This window comes from Euzebyella marina (genome assembly GCF_014855515.1).
Lineage (GTDB): Bacteria > Bacteroidota > Bacteroidia > Flavobacteriales > Flavobacteriaceae > Euzebyella > Euzebyella marina.
On the sequence record NZ_JACYFK010000002.1, the window covers coordinates 402966 to 421030 of the forward strand.

21 protein-coding genes are annotated in these 18065 nt (G+C 38.8%); 4 read left to right on the top strand and 17 right to left on the bottom strand.

Annotation, left to right across the window (positions count from 1 at the left end; translation table 11 throughout):
• The first annotated feature begins 43 nt into the window (after positions 1-43).
• On the top strand, positions 44-1072 hold the full coding sequence (locus IL356_RS10480; protein WP_162987889.1) for a hypothetical protein: 1029 nt from the start codon (positions 44-46) through the stop codon (positions 1070-1072).
• A gap of 36 nt (positions 1073-1108) precedes the next feature.
• Here IL356_RS10480 and IL356_RS10485 read toward each other — a convergent pair whose 3' ends face one another.
• From IL356_RS10485 to IL356_RS10495, 3 genes are all read right to left on the bottom strand, one after another.
• Positions 1109-1561, bottom strand: coding sequence for a DoxX family protein (locus IL356_RS10485; RefSeq protein WP_121849053.1), 453 nt, complete (start codon positions 1559-1561; stop codon positions 1109-1111).
• A gap of 51 nt (positions 1562-1612) precedes the next feature.
• Positions 1613-2206 carry a Crp/Fnr family transcriptional regulator gene (locus IL356_RS10490; protein WP_121849052.1) on the bottom strand — a complete coding sequence of 198 codons (594 nt, stop codon included), beginning with the start codon at positions 2204-2206 and terminating at the stop codon, positions 1613-1615.
• A 142-nt stretch (positions 2207-2348) separates the two neighbouring features.
• Positions 2349-2855 (bottom strand): ester cyclase, encoded by a 507-nt coding sequence (locus IL356_RS10495; RefSeq protein WP_121849051.1) that lies wholly within the window; start codon positions 2853-2855, stop codon positions 2349-2351.
• A gap of 423 nt (positions 2856-3278) precedes the next feature.
• On the opposite strand from IL356_RS10495, the gene IL356_RS10500 reads away from it, so the two are divergent.
• The 3 genes from IL356_RS10500 to IL356_RS10510 are packed head-to-tail and all read left to right on the top strand — an operon-like array spanning position 3279 to position 4873.
• On the top strand, positions 3279-3938 hold the full coding sequence (locus tag IL356_RS10500; RefSeq protein ID WP_121849050.1) for a hypothetical protein: 660 nt from the start codon (positions 3279-3281) through the stop codon (positions 3936-3938).
• Complete coding sequence (locus IL356_RS10505; RefSeq protein WP_121849049.1) at positions 3938-4129, top strand: hypothetical protein; 192 nt, start codon at positions 3938-3940, stop codon at positions 4127-4129. Before IL356_RS10500 ends, IL356_RS10505 begins: the two co-directional genes overlap by 1 nt.
• A 21-nt stretch (positions 4130-4150) precedes the next feature.
• A complete protein-coding gene (locus tag IL356_RS10510) occupies positions 4151-4873 on the top strand; it encodes a head GIN domain-containing protein (RefSeq protein WP_121849048.1) in 723 nt (240 codons plus the stop codon).
• Positions 4874-4875: 2 nt separating this feature from the next.
• Here the strand turns inward: IL356_RS10510 and hisIE are convergent, their stop codons facing one another.
• The 14 genes from hisIE to sucD form a co-directional block, all read right to left on the bottom strand.
• The gene (gene hisIE, locus IL356_RS10515; RefSeq protein ID WP_121849047.1) at positions 4876-5475 is read right to left on the bottom strand and encodes a bifunctional phosphoribosyl-AMP cyclohydrolase/phosphoribosyl-ATP diphosphatase HisIE; all 600 of its coding nucleotides are present in this window, start codon (positions 5473-5475) and stop codon (positions 4876-4878) included.
• 14 nt (positions 5476-5489) lie between these two features.
• Positions 5490-6089 (bottom strand): GNAT family N-acetyltransferase, encoded by a 600-nt coding sequence (locus IL356_RS10520; RefSeq protein WP_121849046.1) that lies wholly within the window; start codon positions 6087-6089, stop codon positions 5490-5492.
• A 15-nt stretch (positions 6090-6104) separates the two neighbouring features.
• A complete protein-coding gene (hisF, locus tag IL356_RS10525) occupies positions 6105-6860 on the bottom strand; it encodes an imidazole glycerol phosphate synthase subunit HisF (RefSeq protein WP_121849045.1) in 756 nt (251 codons plus the stop codon).
• A gap of 118 nt (positions 6861-6978) precedes the next feature.
• Positions 6979-7713, bottom strand: a complete 735-nt coding sequence (gene hisA / locus IL356_RS10530) for a 1-(5-phosphoribosyl)-5-[(5-phosphoribosylamino)methylideneamino]imidazole-4-carboxamide isomerase (protein WP_121850708.1) — start codon at positions 7711-7713, stop codon at positions 6979-6981.
• 96 nt (positions 7714-7809) lie between these two features.
• A complete protein-coding gene (hisH, locus tag IL356_RS10535; protein ID WP_121849044.1) occupies positions 7810-8394 on the bottom strand; it encodes an imidazole glycerol phosphate synthase subunit HisH in 585 nt (194 codons plus the stop codon).
• A gap of 13 nt (positions 8395-8407) precedes the next feature.
• Positions 8408-9544 (bottom strand): bifunctional histidinol-phosphatase/imidazoleglycerol-phosphate dehydratase HisB, encoded by a 1137-nt coding sequence (hisB, locus tag IL356_RS10540; protein WP_121849043.1) that lies wholly within the window; start codon positions 9542-9544, stop codon positions 8408-8410.
• Entirely contained in the window at positions 9541-10587 is a 1047-nt protein-coding gene (hisC, locus tag IL356_RS10545) for a histidinol-phosphate transaminase (protein WP_121849042.1), read from the bottom strand. The genes hisB and hisC overlap by 4 nt, the downstream gene beginning before the upstream one ends.
• A 3-nt stretch (positions 10588-10590) precedes the next feature.
• Positions 10591-11883, bottom strand: a complete 1293-nt coding sequence (gene hisD, locus IL356_RS10550) for a histidinol dehydrogenase (RefSeq protein ID WP_121849041.1) — start codon at positions 11881-11883, stop codon at positions 10591-10593.
• Positions 11884-12306 carry a GNAT family N-acetyltransferase gene (locus IL356_RS10555; RefSeq protein WP_121849040.1) on the bottom strand — a complete coding sequence of 141 codons (423 nt, stop codon included), beginning with the start codon at positions 12304-12306 and terminating at the stop codon, positions 11884-11886.
• Positions 12306-13163 carry an ATP phosphoribosyltransferase gene (hisG, locus tag IL356_RS10560; protein WP_121850707.1) on the bottom strand — a complete coding sequence of 286 codons (858 nt, stop codon included), beginning with the start codon at positions 13161-13163 and terminating at the stop codon, positions 12306-12308. Before hisG ends, IL356_RS10555 begins: the two co-directional genes overlap by 1 nt.
• Before the next feature lie 197 nt (positions 13164-13360).
• Positions 13361-14176 carry a prohibitin family protein gene (locus IL356_RS10565; protein ID WP_121849039.1) on the bottom strand — a complete coding sequence of 272 codons (816 nt, stop codon included), beginning with the start codon at positions 14174-14176 and terminating at the stop codon, positions 13361-13363.
• A 10-nt stretch (positions 14177-14186) separates the two neighbouring features.
• Positions 14187-16211, bottom strand: a complete 2025-nt coding sequence (locus IL356_RS10570) for a vWA domain-containing protein (protein ID WP_121849038.1) — start codon at positions 16209-16211, stop codon at positions 14187-14189.
• A gap of 68 nt (positions 16212-16279) precedes the next feature.
• Positions 16280-17026 carry a 3-oxoacyl-[acyl-carrier-protein] reductase gene (gene fabG / locus IL356_RS10575; RefSeq protein WP_121849037.1) on the bottom strand — a complete coding sequence of 249 codons (747 nt, stop codon included), beginning with the start codon at positions 17024-17026 and terminating at the stop codon, positions 16280-16282.
• Positions 17027-17141: 115 nt separating this feature from the next.
• Positions 17142-18014 (bottom strand): succinate--CoA ligase subunit alpha, encoded by an 873-nt coding sequence (gene sucD / locus IL356_RS10580; RefSeq protein WP_121849036.1) that lies wholly within the window; start codon positions 18012-18014, stop codon positions 17142-17144.
• Between the last annotated feature and the right edge of the window lie 51 nt (positions 18015-18065).

Consider the following 18065-nt stretch of genomic DNA (forward strand, 5'->3'; position numbering starts at 1 on the left):
GTTGGTATTTTCGTTACTAGCACTAGCCACAATGACACTAGCTATGAACGCTCAGGAGGTAGTTAGTAAAAAGTTGGCGAAGACTTACCCATTCACCGATATCGGTGAGTTCAATATTGAAAATAAGTATGGCAACATCAATATTTATGGCTGGAACAAAGAGGAACTCTCTATTACGATGAATATCTCTGTACAGCATAAAAAGAAAGAAGATGCCCAAGAAGTGCTTAGACGTATTAAGCCTATTCTAAGACATACCGAAAACTATGTTTCGGTTACTTATGAAATTGAGGAAGAGTCTTCAGGATTTTTTACTCAGCTCTTCGAAAAGGCGAATCCGTTCGATACCGATAAAAGCACTATCAAGGTTGACTACAAAATATACTTACCTGTCAAGGCTGAACTTGATATAACCAATAAATTTGGCGATGTTTTTATTGAAGGTTGGCAAGGTGAGCTAAAATCACAAATAGAACATGGTGACATGTGGCTCAATGATAATTTGAACAAGGCGACTATTTCGATTGAATACGGTGAAGTCAAAGCTCGCAATTTAAACTACGGTACAATAGAAGTTAAAAATGGGGCTTTCGATATGCAAGATGCCAAGAGTCTACATATCGTAAGTGACGGTAGCGAAATTGAGGTTCAAAATACTTCTGCATTAGAAATTCATTCAAACAAAGATGAAATCAATCTAACAGAAGTAGGCAGTATGTATGGCACATTACGATTTACCAACCTACATTTAAACCGACTGGTATCTTACGCCGATTTAAATTTAAGGGTAGCCGACCTAAAGGTTGACCATATCATAAAGCCCGACGGGCAAATGAATATAGAACAGGAATCCTCTGAGGTAAGCATTAACATTAGCGGTTTTGCCCATAATTTTAATGCTGTTTTAGAGGAAGGACTGGTTCGGCTTCCTAAAACATTCGAAGGCGTGAAATCGACCATGCTTGACAAGGGTAAAAAACTACGTGAGATAAATGCCTCCTACGGAAATAATGGTAAGGGAGAAATAAACATTAAGGGCAGTAAAGGTATCGTTCTTTTGAAAGAATTATAAGAACTCTTTTGGTTGAAGACTTCTGAGATGACCGGTTCACTTTTTTACAGCACTAAAGTAGGTCCAGGCGATGAATATCAACTGTAGTGGAACCCTGAACCAAAGGTATGCAAGGCCCGGCCCGTCAAAATCGCCTGTTTGATAGTTTAAGTTTTGTTGCGCGGCATAAATATTAGCCGGAAAGAGAATTATAAAAAACCCTATTAAAATCCAGCCCGTTGTAGTAATGTAGGTAGGAATCATAAGACTCACGGCCAGAAGCATTTCAATAACGGCCGTAAAATATACGAGTTCTGTCTTTAGAGGTATGGGTGGCGGAATCATCATTGCCATACCCTCAGGAAACATAAAATGCCCCATAGCCGTAAAAAGCAACATGACCGACATGGCAATTCGTGCGGCCTTTTTAAAATCATCGTTGCCCGTGGCCATTTTTAGAATGAGCAACACAACAATAAATACAGAAAGTAAAACAATAAGTGGCTTCATAAACGGTGACCAAAAATCGTAAACCCAAATAGTTAAATCAATGAATCTGGGTTAAGAAATTCTTTTTCGAATTCTACTTAAGGCTTGAGGAGTGACACCTATGTAAGAAGCCAGATATTTCAAAGGTACTTTTTTAATCAATTCCGGTCTATTGGCAAAAATATCGAGATAGCGCTCTTCTGCTGTTTGGTTGATAAATGAAAGTTCACGATTCCATTTTTCTACTAGATTATATTCCGCGAACACCCTACCGATGATATTGCCTACGCTGGTTCGGGCATAGATTTCTTGAAGGTCATCATACTCAATACACCAAAGAACAGAATCTTCCATAGCCTCTAGACTGTAGTGGCTTGGCTTTCTTGAAACGAAAGAATCGTAGGCACTAGAAAACTCGTCTTCATGGCGAAAGCCAAAAGTGACTTCAATGTCTTCAGATCTGGGTATAAAATAGCGAATAGAGCCCTTTTCCAAATAGCAAAACATGTTTTCTATTTCTCCCTTTCTCAGAATGATTGATTTCTTCGAATAAAATCTTTCTTCCAATTTTGAAATAAAGAATAGCCAATCGTTTTTTGGCATATCTACCATCGATTCAAAATGGGCTTTAATTTTATTGATTGCATGGCCACTTACATTCTTCATGTATCAGTTTTTAAAGTGGCTAAGAGGTACGTTGGGGTCGAAGTACGAATTTCAAAAATGGTCAATATCTACACAAACCAAGATACTTTTGGGTCAATCAGTTCAAAAACTCGTTTAAGCAGTTACAATATGCAATAGGTAATTAGGGAGATGGTGTTTTTCCGTTCCCTTGAGAGCGAAAGAGGCTCATAGAGTCATAATACGATTCATGTTTACTAATTTTTCCCTCGTCATCAAAAGTCAAAATTGCAAACCCATAAATTGAAGTGCTGCGCCCTACCCCGGTTCGACCAATGAAGGTTCCTGTACTTACCCACCTGTAGAAAGCTTGGTTATCGTGTATGACCAAATTCTGCAAATCTGTTTTAAAGTCGGGTATGGTAGTATGCCAATTGTCTACCAAGGCTATCAGCTCTTCTTGATTAGAAGCTTCTAACTTACCATTGGCAAACCTTTTGAAATCATCTGCTAATATGCATTTTAAACTCTCAGATTTATTGGTGTTCCAACAGCCCCAATAGGCGTTGACTGTTTCCTCCATATTTTCAGATGGACTTTCTGAATTGAACGAGAAGTTTGATTTTGATTGGTTTTGACAGGAAAAAAGAAATAGAGTAATAAGTCCATACGATGATAGCTTACATTTCATAGTTCCGAATGGGTTTGAGCGAGTTGGTTGCTTACGACCTAGGGCATCATTCGGGGGAAGGAAGTCTTGAGCCGGTCATTTTTTTGTTTGGCTATTATACCAAACGTTATCTAAGGTAGTATAATTCTTTGATTATAAGTGGTTTTTATAACTCTTATCTCTCTATTAAAGTTAAAATTACTAAGAATTAGGAAATGTTTTTAGTGTATGTAAAAAACATCAAAATTTAATAGAAGAAATTACGCACACCCTTAATATTATAATCTACTTCATCCGGAATCAAGTCACATACATCATAAAAACTTCAGTCAAAAAGGATTGTGACATCTACTTAATTACCAAAACCAAAAAAAAATTCATTCCTGGTGCAACTTTTTAAAAGTCTTGTTGTCTATTAAAACAACAATCAATGAACGAACAGTTATGAAAATACCTAAAATTACTTTATTACTTTCCCTATTATCTTTTTGTACGACCATTTGGGGGCAAGATTCCGACGACGGTTACATTGAATTCAACGACCGTAACAATGTTGTACACGGTGTTTATTTGGGCTTGACCTTGGGCGCAGGTGAAATAGATGATGAGCCTACATACATGACGGGTCTTAAAGTGGCCTATGTGGCCAATCAACAGTTTGAAGTGGGTTTTGCAGCCAATATGCTGTATTCGAGACAAGACCTATATTTCATTGGGTCTAACAGAAATCAAGATTTATTTGCCTTTTATGGCGGCCTTCATTTAGAACCTATTTTCTTCAGTAAAAAATTGGTCAGCCTCTCTTTTCCAGTACTTATTGGAGGTGGCGCCGTCGGCTATATTGAAGACGATTTTGATGAAGACTTTGATCCAGAACTCACCGAAGACGATTTCGATGCCGTATTCATTATCGAGCCTGGAGTGAGTGCCCTGTTTAATTTAAGCAGGTATTTGCAGATTGAAGCTGGCGTTACCTATCGTTTTAGCAGCGAAATCGAGTTGGTACCAAGCCCGATTGACCGTATCGATGGGTTTACGGCATCGGTTGGTGTTAAAGTCGGTGTTTTTAATATGGGACGAAATAGATATAAAAAGAATTTATAATGAAAACAACAAAGGTTAGATGTGCATATTGCCACGATATCATTGAAACGAAATATGTGTATGCACACAACAATCAGGTATATGTTAAAAATAATACTGAACCCAACTCTATGACCGATACAGACTGGTCACCAATCAATTTTCAATGGATTCCGGTATTGCAACTTCAAGAAAGATTAGAAATACAATAATCTCTATAAATCAATCAAAAAATGAAAAATTCATCTAGTTTATTCATTCCATTTTTGCTATTAATTCTATTATCATCATGTGATTATGAGCATGTTCGCGCTCAAGATGAAGTTACCAGTCGTAACCTGAGCCTTTCAGGCTATAACGGACTAAAAGTGTCCAATGCTTTTGATGTTTTTGTAACCTTTACCGATTCAGAAGAAAGTATTATTATCGAGGCTAACGATAACTTACATGACCGAATTATCGTTGCCAGAGAGGGTGATGACCTTATTATCAAGTTGAAAAAGTTTACTTCTATTAAGGGTAGAGCTACGCTGAAAGCTTACATTAAAACAAAAAATATCGAGGATTTTGATTTAAGAGGAGCTTCTACCGTTATTCTTGAAAATTTATGGGAAACAGACCGTGGGGAAATTGAATTAGCAGGATCATCCGAATTTCGTGGTGAGGTGGCTATCAATCATCTAGAAGTCGACATGTCAGGGGCTTCAAAGGCCGAAATTTACGGTGCCTCCCAATCAATGTACGCCGATCTTTCAGGAGCCAGCGACATAAGGGACTACGACTTGGTGACGCGCAAATTGAATATTGAGCTATCAGGTGCTAGTGAAGCTTTTCTGTCGGCCACAGAAACTATTGATATCGAAGCTTCAGGAGCCAGCATTCTGAATTACAAGGGCGATGCCGAAGTTCATCATAAAGAATTACGTGGTTCTTCACAGATAAAAAATAGAAACTAATCTTATTTGTGCCGGTTTTGTAACTCTGTCTCTATATCTTTTAGGCTGAAACCTTTGGCCTGTAAAAGAATCAAGTAATGGAACAACAAATCGGCACTCTCATATAAGAACAGATCATCATTCTCATCTTTTGCCTCTATAACGGTTTCAACGGCTTCTTCACCTACTTTTTGGGCGATTTTGTTGATTCCTTTTTTGAATAATGATGCTACATATGATTTTTCAGCACTGGCTGAAGTTCTTCTTACTTCAATAATTTTTTCTAACTCGGAGAAAAAACCAAAGTTGGACGAATTATCTTCATTCCAACACGTATCGCTTCCTGTGTGGCAAGTCGGGCCTTGAGGCTTTACCGAAACCAAAAGCGTATCATTATCGCAGTCAACCTTTATATCGACAAGGTTCAGAAAATTACCGCTCTCCTCACCTTTCGTCCATAACCTTTGTTTGCTACGACTATAGAAAGTTACTTTTTTGGTTTTTATGGTTTCATTATAGGCCTCTTCGTTCATATAGCCTAACATCAAAACGTTTTTGGTTATGGCATCTTGAACTATGGCAGGCACTAATCCATCAGCATTTTTCGAAAAATCTATCTTCATTATCTAACTTCTAATTATATGTTTTGTGGTACTCCTTCCATTTTCATCAAATAAATTGGAAAGCCCAAACCTTCTTCGGTATTGAAGATTTTTAAACCAAATTTTTGATACAATTTTACATTGTTCTCGTTAGCGGCATCAACTATTATTGGCAACTTGGTTTCCCTAAAAGCTTCATAAACCTGAAGAATAAGTCTAGGCGCGGTTACGCCACCTTTGAATTCTTGTTTCACCGCGAAAATCATCGGTCTTATATAAGGTGTTTTAGGGTAATTGCGTTGTATGATCTTTTGACGTTCTAACACCTTAGTAACCCTTTCAATGCCTATACACTTGAAAGCTAATCTAAGGGTCGAAAAAAGCTTGCCGAATGTAAATTTATCACGGTTGGAGTAGGTTAAAAGTAAACAACTGGCTTTGTTGTCAGATATACAGACAACCCCAGTTCTTAAAGACTTGTCAAATAAATACTCCATTAAAACACGCATTCGTTCTTTGCGCTTTTCGTCTTGTTTGACCACAAAATTGATGGAACTGTCATCATGAATAGGTTCGAATGCATCTACCAAGATGTCTACCACTAAATCTCTATGCGCTTTTGTTGCCTTTATCAATTGTTATATGCTTTTCTAAATCCTTACAGGAATATTGCTTTCCCGTAATTTACTTTTTAAATCCCCTATCGCGATTTCCTTAAAATGGAAAACACTGGCAGCCAATGCGGCATCTGCTTTTCCTTTCAAGAATGTATCGGCAAAATGCTCTACTTTACCAGCTCCGCCAGAGGCGATAATGGGTATATTCAATTCCGTCGATAATTTAGCAAGTGCCTCATCGGCAAAACCATCTTTGGTACCGTCACGATCCATTGAAGTGAAAAGAATTTCACCGGCACCTCTCTCTTCTACTTCTTTGGCCCATTCAAATAGTTTTCGGTCGGTAGGAACCTTTCCTCCGACCAAATGTACAATCCATTCTCCATCTACTTGCTTGGCATCAATGGCCACAACAATACATTGTGACCCAAACTTGGCGACCAGGTCATTAATCAATTGAGGGTTCTTAACAGCCGATGAATTAATTGAAACTTTATCGGCACCATTTTGTAGAAGAATATCAACATCTTCAACAGAAGAAATACCACCACCGACCGTAAAGGGAATGTTTATTTTTTCAGCAACGTGGTAAACCAAGTCGGCTAATGTCTTACGCTTTTGTTCGGTGGCCGATATATCTAGAAATACCAATTCATCAGCCCCTTCTTTGCTATATATTTCAGCCAATTCGACAGGGTCGCCGGCATCTCGTAAATCAACAAAATTTACACCTTTGACCGTTCTGCCATCTTTGATATCTAAACAAGGTATTATTCTTTTCGCCAGCATAATCTGATTTTGAAACTTTGTGTTTTAAGTGAGCTTAATTTCTATTTTGGTTTCAAAAGCTCCCAAATTAAAAACAAATTTGAAATTTTGCCCGTGCACATTTCATTTTTTTGTTTCGTTAATTCTTAGCAAACTCTAAAATGAATTTTTCTAGCTGCTTCAACGAGATTTTGTTTTCATAGACGGCTTTACCTATAATAGTTCCTTCACATCCCATTTCTGCCAATCGAGGAAGCTCATCGTAGGTTGAAATACCGCCCGAAGCAATGAGTTTAATGTCTTCACATTCATTCAATATTCGTTGATAAAGCTCAAATGAAGGCCCTTGCAACATGCCATCTTTCGAAATATCTGTACAAATGACATATGAAACACCTTCATTTTGATACTCTTTTATAAAAGGAATTAATTCTTCAGTAGACTCTTCTTGCCAACCAGAAACAGCTATTTTCTCGTTCATGGCATCGGCGCCCAGAATGATTTTTTGTGCCCCGAAATGCTTCAACCAATTAGTGAACGTATCTCTATCTTTAACAGCGATACTTCCACCAGTTATCTGATTGGCTCCGCTTTCAAAAGCTATGCGCAGGTCATCGTCAGATTTAAGTCCTCCACCAAAATCAATTTTTAAACTTGTTTTAGAAGCAATCTCTTCTAAAATTTGATGGTTTACGATATGTTTCGATTTTGCCCCGTCTAAATCAACCAAGTGAAGGTAATCGATACCATGAGCTTCATAAGCCTTCGCGACCTCTAAGGGGTTTTCATTATAAATTTTCTTGGTGTCGTAATCGCCTTTTGATAAGCGTACGCACTTACCTTCTATAATATCTATGGCGGGGATTATTCTCATCGTTTGTTTTGTTCTTTGTATACTTTCTTTGATTATCCTACATGGATTTCGTAGCATGCATTTGAACCAATTCAAATGAAGCAATGCTCAAATAGTTTACTTAAGGTCTAAAAAATTCTGCAAGATTTTTGCCCCTACTTCACTACTTTTTTCTGGGTGAAATTGAACCCCATAAAAGTTATCTTTCTGAAGCGCGGCGCTATAGTCTACACCGTATTCAGAGGTGGCAATCGTCTCATTACAAATTGGGGCATAGTAACTGTGAACCAGATAGATATGTTCTTTTTCGGTTACACCTCTGAATAGTTCGCTTTTCAGACCTTGAATTTGGTTCCAACCGATTTGGGGCACTTTTACATTTTTAGAAAAGCGAACGACATCAACATCGAAAATTCCGAGTCCGGAAGTATTTCCTTCCTCCGATCTATTGCACATCAGCTGCATGCCTAAGCAGATGCCCAATACGGGCTGAGATAAATTAGGAATTAAATCTTGAAGCCTTGTCTCTCGCAACTTCTTCATGGCACTACTGGCTTCTCCCACCCCAGGAAAAATAACTCTATCAGCCTCTTTGATTTCGTTCGGGTCATCACTTAAAATGGCTGAATATCCCAATCTTTCAATGGCAAACTTGATGCTTTGTATGTTGCCCGCCCCGTAATTGATAATTACAATTTTCACTTTATGTTATATTTTATAAAACACCTTTGGTGCTGGGCAATACCATTTTTTCAGTATCGCGTTTAACGGCCATTTTAATCGACTTGGCAAAAGCCTTGAATATGGCCTCGATTTTATGATGTTCATTAGTGCCCTCGGCCTTTATGTTTAAATTGGCCTTCGCCCCGTCGGTAAAAGATTTGAAGAAATGATGAAACATTTCTGTTGGCATATCACCTACTTTTTCACGGTTGAAGTCAGCTTCCCATACGAGCCAATTTCTTCCTCCAAAATCAATAGCAACCTGAGCCAGACAATCGTCCATAGGCAGACAGAACCCATAGCGTTCGATACCTAATTTATTTCCTAGTGCCTGAGCAAAGACTTCACCTAAAGCAATACCAGTATCTTCAATTGTATGGTGTTCATCTACTTCTAAATCACCGTCAACCTTTATGGTTAGGTCCATTTGGCCATGTCGGGCCAATTGGTCTAGCATATGGTCAAAAAAAGCCAAACCGGTCTTAATATCACTTTTGCCTGTTCCGTCTAGATTTAAATCAATTTCGATATCGGTTTCATTGGTCTTTCTACGAATGGAGCCTGTGCGGTCTTTCAGTTTTAAGAATTCATAGATGGTCTGCCAATCGTTGCTTTCGAGAGCGATAAAATCATTCAATTCTTCCCTTTTCACGGTAATTTCACTGGTGCCTAAATGAGTCTGGTCATTTATAAATATACCTTGGGCGCCTAAATTTTTGGCTAATTCAACATCGGTCAATCGGTCGCCGATAACAAAGGAATTTACCAGGTCATAATCCTCAGTGAAATATTCGTTCAAAAGTCCGGTGCCCGGTTTACGGGTATTTGCATTTTCATGAGGAAAAGTTCTATCTATAAAGACCTTATCGAAAACAACTCCTTCGTTTTCAAAAGATTTGATAATGAATTCATGAACTGGCCAAAAGGTCTCTTCAGGAAATACTTCTGTTCCGAGGCCATCTTGATTGGTGATCATCACCAATTCATAATCTAATTCTTTGGCAATTTTACCCAAATAGGAAAAAGCCTTTGGGTAAAAAATCATTTTTTCGAAAGCATCTATTTGCTCGTCAACTGTTTCTTTAATTATTGTACCGTCGCGGTCAATAAAAAGTACTTTTTTCTTCATTCAATCAAGCTTTTAAGGGCGGTAACCAGTTTTATGTTCTCGTCACGGGTACCGATGGTAAATCGTAGGGTGTTTTCACAAAGCGGCTGCGAACTTCTATTTCGAACAACTACCCCTAATTTTAATAGCTGTTCGTATCTTTTGGCAGCATCATCGACCTTTACCAGTACAAAATTGGCGTCTGATGGGTAAATCTTATCAACAAAACCAATTTGCGGCAAAACGCTTAGCAATAATCTCTTTTGCTCTAGTATTTCGCGAACCTCGGATTGTATTCGAGCTTGGTCAGTCACCCTTTTAAGGGCGTGAGATTGCGTAAGCTCATTGACATTGTAAGGAGGTTTAATTTTATTTAAAACAGCTATAATTACAACGGAAGCAATACAAACCCCCAACCGAATTCCGGCCATACCGTATGCTTTTGAAAGCGTTTGAGTGATCACCAGATTAGGAAATTCATTCAATCGCGTTACCCAAGATAATTTATTGGAGAAATCGATATAAGCTTCGTCAATAACTACCAAACCTTCAAAAGAAGTCAATAGATTCTCGATTGAACTACTATCGAAGCTATTTCCTGTGGGATTATTGGGAGAACAAATAAATATCATTTTTGTTCTCTTATCAATCTGTTCCAAAATACCGGAAACATTGGGCTGAAAACCATCTAATAGAAGTACTTCCCTGTTTTCAATATGATTGATATCAGACAGTACCTTGTACATTCCGTAAGTTGGCGGAAGCGTAATAATGTTATCGACACCAGGTTCACAAAAGGCCCTGAACAAAAGATCTAAAACCTCGTCACTACCGTTACCCAACAATATATTTTCAGGTTGCAGGGATTTTTGTTCGGCCAGAATACTCTTAAGATTTCTTTGTTGTGGATCAGGGTACCGATTGACCCCATTTTCAAACGGATTTTCGTTGGCATCGAGAAATACCATGCGCGATCCGTCGCTCACATATTCGTCACGTGCCGATGAGTAAGGCTTTAGGCCTTTCACGTTCTCCCTAGTAATATTTTCGAGATTAAAACCCATAATTTAAGCTTTAGTTTTTAAACTTTTCAATCGCAGGGTTACCGCATTTTTATGTGCCTGAAGACCTTCGGACTCAGCCATTTCTTCAATTGCTCTTCCTATATTGAGAATTCCCTTCTCTGAAATTTTTTGAAAAGTCATACTCTTCATAAAACTGTCTAAATTAACCCCGCTGTATTGTTTTGCATAACCGTTCGTAGGCAAGGTATGGTTGGTTCCCGATGCATAATCACCTGCACTTTCAGGGGTGTAATTGCCGACAAAAACCGATCCGGCATTATGAATATTATCTATAAAAAAATCTTCATTTTCAACACAGACAATGTAGTGTTCCGGCCCGTATTCATTGATTAAATCTGCAGCGATTTGGTCGTTTTCAACCAGTATCAAGCGACTATTTTCGATAGCCTTTTCAGCAATCTTTTTTCTAGGCAATTTTTCTAATTGCTTCTCTACCTCTTCCTCAACATTTTCGATGAGCTTTCGGGAAGTAGAAACGAGAATTACCTGGCTATCTACACCATGTTCCGCTTGGCTTAGCAAATCAGATGCGACAAAAGCCGCATTTGCGGAATCATCGGCCAAAACCAATAGTTCACTAGGTCCGGCGGGCATATCTATGGCTACGCCATATTTAGTAGCCAATTGTTTAGCTACGGTTACATACTGGTTTCCAGGGCCAAATATTTTATAGACATTCGGTATAGTTTCGGTTCCGAAAGTCATTGCAGCAACGGCTTGAATTCCGCCGACCTTAAAAATTTGGGTTACCCCGCATAGATGCGCCGTATACAGAATAGCCGGATGAATCTTACCTTCTTGATTCGGTGGCGAGCAAAGAATAATCTCTTTACAACCAGCAATATTTGCAGGTACGGCCAACATTAATATCGTTGAAAAAAGGGGAGCCGTTCCTCCGGGAATATAGAGGCCAACTTTTTGTATAGGTCTTTTTTCCTGCCAACACAATACCCCTTCGGCCGTTTCGAGGGATACCCTTTCCGTTTTTTGTGCTTGGTGAAAGGCTTCTATATTCTTTTTGGCCAATTGAATGGCATCTTTTAAATCTGGCGATACTAAACTACCTGCTTCCTCTATCTCAGCTTTGGAAACCAAGAAGTCGGAAAGAATAGCTTTATCAAACTTTTCGGTATATTTCTTAAGAACACTATCGCCTCCTACCCTGACTTCTGCAAAGATATTTTCTACGGTGTCCTCAATAGCCTCTAAAGTTTGTGTAGGCCTTTTGAGCACCTCTTGCCAATTTTCTTTCTCCGGATTATATATTTTATTCATTTATGTCAATTTACGCTGATAATGATACCCAATGGCTTCATAGCCCTGACTGGACCAAAATTTATTACCGCCGTCATTATGAATGTAACAATTTAATTCAGAGGCCTCACAACCCAGACTCTTGGCATAATCAAGAATCCAACTTACCATTTGTTGCCCAAGGCCTTTGCCCTGATATTCCTTTTTCAAGTAAACATTGTCTAACTCTACATGCTTGCCCACATAGTACTTAATCAAAATCCATACTCCGGAAATACCGATTAACTCATCATCAAGAAACATTCCTACACAACGGTAGTTGTTCGCCACCATTTCATTTTGCCTTTCTTTAAGCGTATTCTCAGAAATATGTGGGTTCAACTCCCTTAAGAGAGGAATCGTTTTATGCAGTTCGTTATTTGGTATGACCTTGATTACATACATTACAATACCATTTTCTCTATAGGGCAGACCAGAATACCTTCTGCACCAGCGGCCTTTAATTCATCTATCACTTCCCAAAACTTTTCTTGATTGATTACCGTATGAACGGAACTCCACCCTTCTTCGGCCAAGGGAAGTACCGTAGGGCTTCGCATACCGGGCAAAAGTGAAATAATCGAATCTAGCTTTTCGTTCGGGGCGTTCAAAAGTACATACTTCGATTGACGCGCCTGAAGAACCGATTGAATTCTGAATTGTAAGCGCCTCAATATTTCTTTTCGTTCATCGGTTATTTGAGGTGAAACGGCCAAAACCGCTTCGCTCTTCAACATCACTTCAACCTCTTTTAAGCCGTTCTTGAACAACGTACTACCACTTGAAACAATATCGCAAATACCATCGGCCAAACCAATATTCGGGGCAATTTCTACCGAACCATTAATAATGTGTAAATCAGCTTTTACCCCATGTTTATCTAAATACATTTGTACCGTATTCGGATAGGAAGTCGCAATGCGCTTACCTTCAAAATCAGAAACCGATTTATATTTTACCGATTTGGGTACGGCCAAACTAACCTTACATTTTGAGAAACCGAGTTTTTCGACAATGGAAATGTCGTCACCTTTTTCGATCAGTACATTTTCTCCAATAATGGCTATATCAACCACCCCATCACGCAAGTATTGTGGAATATCACCATTTCTCAAGTAAAATACTTCTAAAGGAAAATTACGTGCGGAAGCCTTTAACTGATCTTTACCATTATCTATCGAAATACCACAGTCTTTTAAAATCAATAAAGAGTCTTCATTGAGCCGACCTGATTTCTGTATGGCAATTCTAATTTTAGTCATTTTCTTTTTATATTCAGTGATTAGCATGGGTTTCAAAAACAAAGCCCGTTTGATTTCTCAAACGGGCTATAAATATGTTGTAACACTACAATACATTTTTACCTCGCTTGAGAGCAAGTATAAAAATGATGATGTGTGTTTCTGTTTTTCATTACGTTCGTAAAATTAAAACTTAATTTTTACCGTACAAATTTATTTTAGTTATTTCCCAAAATGATAGGTAGACCTGATTCTCCACTACCCACAACCACTACTTTGGCATTGGGAGATTTAGATAGTTCTAACGTGGCATCAATACCTTTATCCTGCAAAATTTTATCGTTTAGAGAAGCACTTAAAATACGGTTGGCATCGGCTTTACCCTGAGCCTCAATACGTACCTTTTCAGCTTCCTTTTCGGCGGTCACCAATCTAAATTCATATTCCAGTGATTCTTGTTCTTGCTTTAATTTGCGTTCTATTGCTTCTTTAATGCTTGTGGGAAGTGTTACGTCACGAACCAGAATTTCATTCAGTTGAATGTATTGACCATCAACTATCTTTTTGGTTTCCTCATAAATTTCGGCCTGAATAGCGTCGCGCTTGCTTGAATACAATTGTTCTGGTGTGTAGCGCCCCACAACACTTCGAGCTGCCGACCGTATCGCAGGAAGCAAAATACGCTCTTTGTACATCTCGCTTTTTTCTTTGTGTAACTTTCCCAATTCGTCATATTTCGGCTGAAACCATGTTGACGCTTCTAACTGAATATCCAATCCGTTGCTTGAAAGTACTTTCATGGTCTCATAGACCTCTTGCTGTCGAACTTCATAAACGAATACCTTGTTCCAAGGTGCCACAATATGAAAACCTTCGCCTAACGGGGGCTCTTCGGTTACAACACCGCCACCGAATGTTTTATAAAGTACACCGGCCTCACCCGAGCCGATGGTAACGGCAGATTTAGAAATAAGAATGACCAATACAATAAATGCGAAAATAACGGGTAATGCGATTTTGGGTAATTTGTCCATTGATTTGTGTTTAGATTAATCCGATATATTTCCGAATGAACCATTCGGCGGCCAATGTAAGTGCAATTAGGGCCAATAGAATTCGAAAATCTATCAAAGATACTATATTTTGGTTGCTCGTTTGGGTCGGCACGTATTGGGGATTACTTTCCAATTCTTCGAGAAGTTTCGGAACTTGATCGGTAAAATATAAATTCCCACTGTTCTGCATTGCCAAACGCGAAAGTTTTTGGTAATCGGTAGCGGCAAATTGCTTTTCAATATCAAATTCAAGAATTGAAAATTGCCCGGACTTGCTCAAGTTTTCACCCTCTACCGAAACGGAAAATTTGTACTGACCAGGAGAAAGATTACTCAAATCGGCCTCATAATTACTGTCTTTTAAAAGAAAAGGTATTTCTACAGAGGTATTCGACGCTGAGTTAGTGACTTTTAATACGATGTTGGCATTTCTATTAAAGATGAATGCATTGTCAAAATAACTGGCGTAGATTCTGGCTTCATTACTTCCGTCAAAAACGGATGGATAATCTAAAGTGAGCCTCTCTCTTGCACCATTACTAGCGAGATATAAAATAATCTTCGATATCAGTTGGTCAAAATCTTCAAAACTTTGATTTCGCTTGAAGGATGCCATTCTCCATTTCCATAAATCTTCACCAAAGAGTACGGCCTGTCTCTGTTGATTGTTTTCAAAAACAGTTAATAGCGGTTCATCTAATTCTACCCCTTTAATGCTCTGGGTTAATACGTTCTGGGAATTCGCAATTATTTGAATTTCACCAAGCGTACTGCGTAATGGCGGATAATCTTCAACAGAAAAATCGCCCAAGTCAAAAAGAGAAAAACCTTGGTTCAAAATAGGAGATATGTCTTCCGTTTGATCGTAGCCCTCCTTTGAAAATGAATTCTGAATTGAATTTAAAAAGTTCCAATCGGTTTGACTTCCAGTTACCGTAAAAACGCTTGATTGATTCTTTTGTAACAAGTCGTAGACCGGCTTATATGATGCGTCCGGTTGGTACAGAATGAAAAGGTCGGCTTCCTGCCAATTACCTACATCACTAGTTTTATAAATACTTACGCTTCGCTGTTCGTTACTCTCTATAGCCTTTTTTAAGGTGCCGATATCTGGGTGCTCCCAGTTGGACACTATCGCAATCTGAGTTTTTTCATCGATTACTTCGACCCCTACTTCCCTAGTGTTATTTTCGACGAACTTTTCATTGGGCAAAGTAGTCAATGAGACTTTAATGTTTTTAAGGCCCACGGAACGGGCATCTATCAACGTGTTTATAGCTTCCGAACGCTTCGTTCTATTGAATGAAATAGATTGTCTGAAAACCTGTCTACCGTTCACTTGTATCGTGAGCTGAGTGTTGACTTCTGAAGAACCGGTATAATCTGCAAATATTTCAATGGGAAATTTATTGTTCAGAAAGGCAAACCGATTGGCATTTACCTGCGAAATGGCCAAATCATCGTAATGAGTAGTATCGCCTACGGCTATAGTATTGATGGCAAAGTTATTTCTTGCCTTAAAAAAGCCGTAGTCTTGACCTGATGTCTGGTTGCCGTCAGTCAAAAGAAGGGTTACTACCTTTGAATCGGAATGAAGTTGCTCTATTTCACTAATGGCTCTATTGATATCGGTTCCATCTCCTTCATATGTCAGACTATCAAGATTATTTAATGATTTATCAAAACCATATTGATGTATGGAAAAACGATCATTCAAGCCATTGAAGCTTTCTATTTGACTTAATAGATTCTCTAGTTGAGCCCGATACTTTTGTACGGAGCTTGAATTGTCAGTCAAAACCACCAAATCAGTCTTTCGTGTGCTGTATTCATTCTTGACCATTTTAGGATTAATAATGAGCAGCAAGAGCCCGAAGAACGAGCAAAAACGTAAAAAAGAGAGCAACCACCCGGTACGCCCTCTTTTTTTTACATCTTTATAATATTGAAACAATACTATCGATAAGGCAACAACAGCTGCTAGAATAATCAATAGTACGGTTTGAATTTGCATAAAATTATGGATATTGGGTGCGAAGTTAAAAATCTATCTCCGTCTAACCTTTCCATTCATAAACGAGCTTAAGTAAGCATTCCGCCATCAACGTTCAGAACCTGACCTGTAACATAATCGGACATGTCTGAAGCGAAGAACAAACAAGCATTGGCGATGTCTTCTGGAGAACCTCCCCTTTTTAAAGGAATTCCGTCACGCCAACCTTGAACAGTTTTCTCGTCTAACTTTTCGGTCATTTCAGTTTCAATGAAACCGGGAGCTATGGCATTGCATCTAATGTTTCTTGAGCCCAGTTCTAAGGCTACCGATTTGGTAAAACCTATCATACCTGCCTTTGATGCCGCATAATTGGTTTGACCTGCGTTTCCTTTAACCCCAACAACACTACTCATATTTATGATTGAACCCTTACGTTGTTTCAACATTGTTCGTTGAACCGCCTTGGTCATATTAAATACCGATTTGAGATTAATTTCGATTACACTATCAAAATCATTCTCAGACATGCGCATTAAAAGGTTGTCTTTTGTAATTCCTGCATTGTTTACCAGAATGTCGATCCCTCCAAAATCTTGGAGTACATCGGTTACCAACTTTTCGGCTTCCTCAAAACTAGCGGCATTGCTTTTATAGGCTTTTGCCTTAACTCCCAATGCATTCAACTCTTTTTCCAAAGCCAATGCCGGAGCTTCACTAGAGCTATACGTAAAAGCTACATTCGCTCCTTGTTCGGCAAAAACTTTGGCAATACCGGTACCGATTCCGCGACTTGCCCCTGTAACTATGGCAACCTTACCTTCTAATAACTTCATTAGTTAACTTTTTTCTATGTCTATTTTCAAATATAAGTTTTGTTTACTTCACAACGATAAAAAAATCCCGTTTCCGAAACTATCGAAAACGGGACTAACTTTATGTTTTTAGGTATTAACCTAGAACCTCTTTAACTTTTACTCCGATTTCGGCAGGAGAATCAACTACATGAATACCGTGCTCTCGCATAATTTTCTTTTTCGCTTGTGCCGTATCATCACTACCGCCTACAATTGCTCCGGCATGACCCATGGTTCTACCGGCAGGTGCAGTTTCGCCGGCAATAAAGCCAACTACTGGCTTTTTGCTACGGCTTTCTTTATACCATTTCGCAGCATCGGCTTCCAATTGTCCACCGATTTCACCGATCATAACTACACATTCGGTATCAGGGTCATTGATAAGTAATTCCAAAGCTTCTTTTGTGGTTGTACCGATAATAGGATCACCTCCGATACCAATAGCTGTTGTAATACCTAACCCTTGACGAACCACCTGATCCGCGGCCTCATAAGTCAAGGTACCAGATTTGGAAACGATACCTACATTACCTTGTTTAAATACAAAACCTGGCATGATACCAACCTTGGCCTCACCCGGAGTAATAACACCGGGGCAGTTAGGACCGACCAAACGACAATCTTTATTTTGAATATAGTCATAAGCCTTAACCATGTCAGCCACAGGAATACCCTCAGTTATCGTAATAATAACTTTGATACCCGCATTGGCAGCCTCCATAATAGCATCAGCAGCAAATGCCGGTGGCACAAAAATAATGGTAGTATCGGCACCTACTTTCTCAACAGCTTCGGCCACAGTATTAAAAACTGGTTTGCCCAAGTGCTCCTGCCCTCCTTTTCCCGGAGTAACACCACCAACTACATTGGTACCGTAATCTATCATTTGACCAGCGTGAAAGGTACCTTCACTACCGGTAAAACCTTGTACTATTATCTTGGAATCTTTATTAACTAAAACGCTCATGCTTTATAGTATTCGTTATTATTTTTTCAAATTCTTAAGGTCGCCAACAAA

Excerpts from the sequence above, each read along its gene's own strand:
- IL356_RS10480 (WP_162987889.1), top strand. The coding sequence starts at position 44 with ATGAACGCTCAGGAGGTAGTTAGTAAAAAGTTGGCGAAGACTTACCCA.
- IL356_RS10485 (WP_121849053.1), bottom strand. The coding sequence starts at position 1,561 with ATGAAGCCACTTATTGTTTTACTTTCTGTATTTATTGTTGTGTTGCTC.
- IL356_RS10490 (WP_121849052.1), bottom strand. The coding sequence starts at position 2,206 with ATGAAGAATGTAAGTGGCCATGCAATCAATAAAATTAAAGCCCATTTT.
- IL356_RS10495 (WP_121849051.1), bottom strand. The coding sequence starts at position 2,855 with ATGAAATGTAAGCTATCATCGTATGGACTTATTACTCTATTTCTTTTT.
- IL356_RS10500 (WP_121849050.1), top strand. The coding sequence starts at position 3,279 with ATGAAAATACCTAAAATTACTTTATTACTTTCCCTATTATCTTTTTGT.
- IL356_RS10505 (WP_121849049.1), top strand. The coding sequence starts at position 3,938 with ATGAAAACAACAAAGGTTAGATGTGCATATTGCCACGATATCATTGAA.
- IL356_RS10510 (WP_121849048.1), top strand. The coding sequence starts at position 4,151 with ATGAAAAATTCATCTAGTTTATTCATTCCATTTTTGCTATTAATTCTA.
- hisIE (WP_121849047.1), bottom strand. The coding sequence starts at position 5,475 with ATGAAGATAGATTTTTCGAAAAATGCTGATGGATTAGTGCCTGCCATA.
- hisF (WP_121849045.1), bottom strand. The coding sequence starts at position 6,860 with ATGCTGGCGAAAAGAATAATACCTTGTTTAGATATCAAAGATGGCAGA.
- hisA (WP_121850708.1), bottom strand. The coding sequence starts at position 7,713 with ATGAGAATAATCCCCGCCATAGATATTATAGAAGGTAAGTGCGTACGC.
- hisB (WP_121849043.1), bottom strand. The coding sequence starts at position 9,544 with ATGAAGAAAAAAGTACTTTTTATTGACCGCGACGGTACAATAATTAAA.
- hisC (WP_121849042.1), bottom strand. The coding sequence starts at position 10,587 with ATGGGTTTTAATCTCGAAAATATTACTAGGGAGAACGTGAAAGGCCTA.
- hisD (WP_121849041.1), bottom strand. The coding sequence starts at position 11,883 with ATGAATAAAATATATAATCCGGAGAAAGAAAATTGGCAAGAGGTGCTC.
- IL356_RS10555 (WP_121849040.1), bottom strand. The coding sequence starts at position 12,306 with ATGTATGTAATCAAGGTCATACCAAATAACGAACTGCATAAAACGATT.
- hisG (WP_121850707.1), bottom strand. The coding sequence starts at position 13,163 with ATGACTAAAATTAGAATTGCCATACAGAAATCAGGTCGGCTCAATGAA.
- IL356_RS10565 (WP_121849039.1), bottom strand. The coding sequence starts at position 14,176 with ATGGACAAATTACCCAAAATCGCATTACCCGTTATTTTCGCATTTATT.
- IL356_RS10570 (WP_121849038.1), bottom strand. The coding sequence starts at position 16,211 with ATGCAAATTCAAACCGTACTATTGATTATTCTAGCAGCTGTTGTTGCC.
- fabG (WP_121849037.1), bottom strand. The coding sequence starts at position 17,026 with ATGAAGTTATTAGAAGGTAAGGTTGCCATAGTTACAGGGGCAAGTCGC.
- sucD (WP_121849036.1), bottom strand. The coding sequence starts at position 18,014 with ATGAGCGTTTTAGTTAATAAAGATTCCAAGATAATAGTACAAGGTTTT.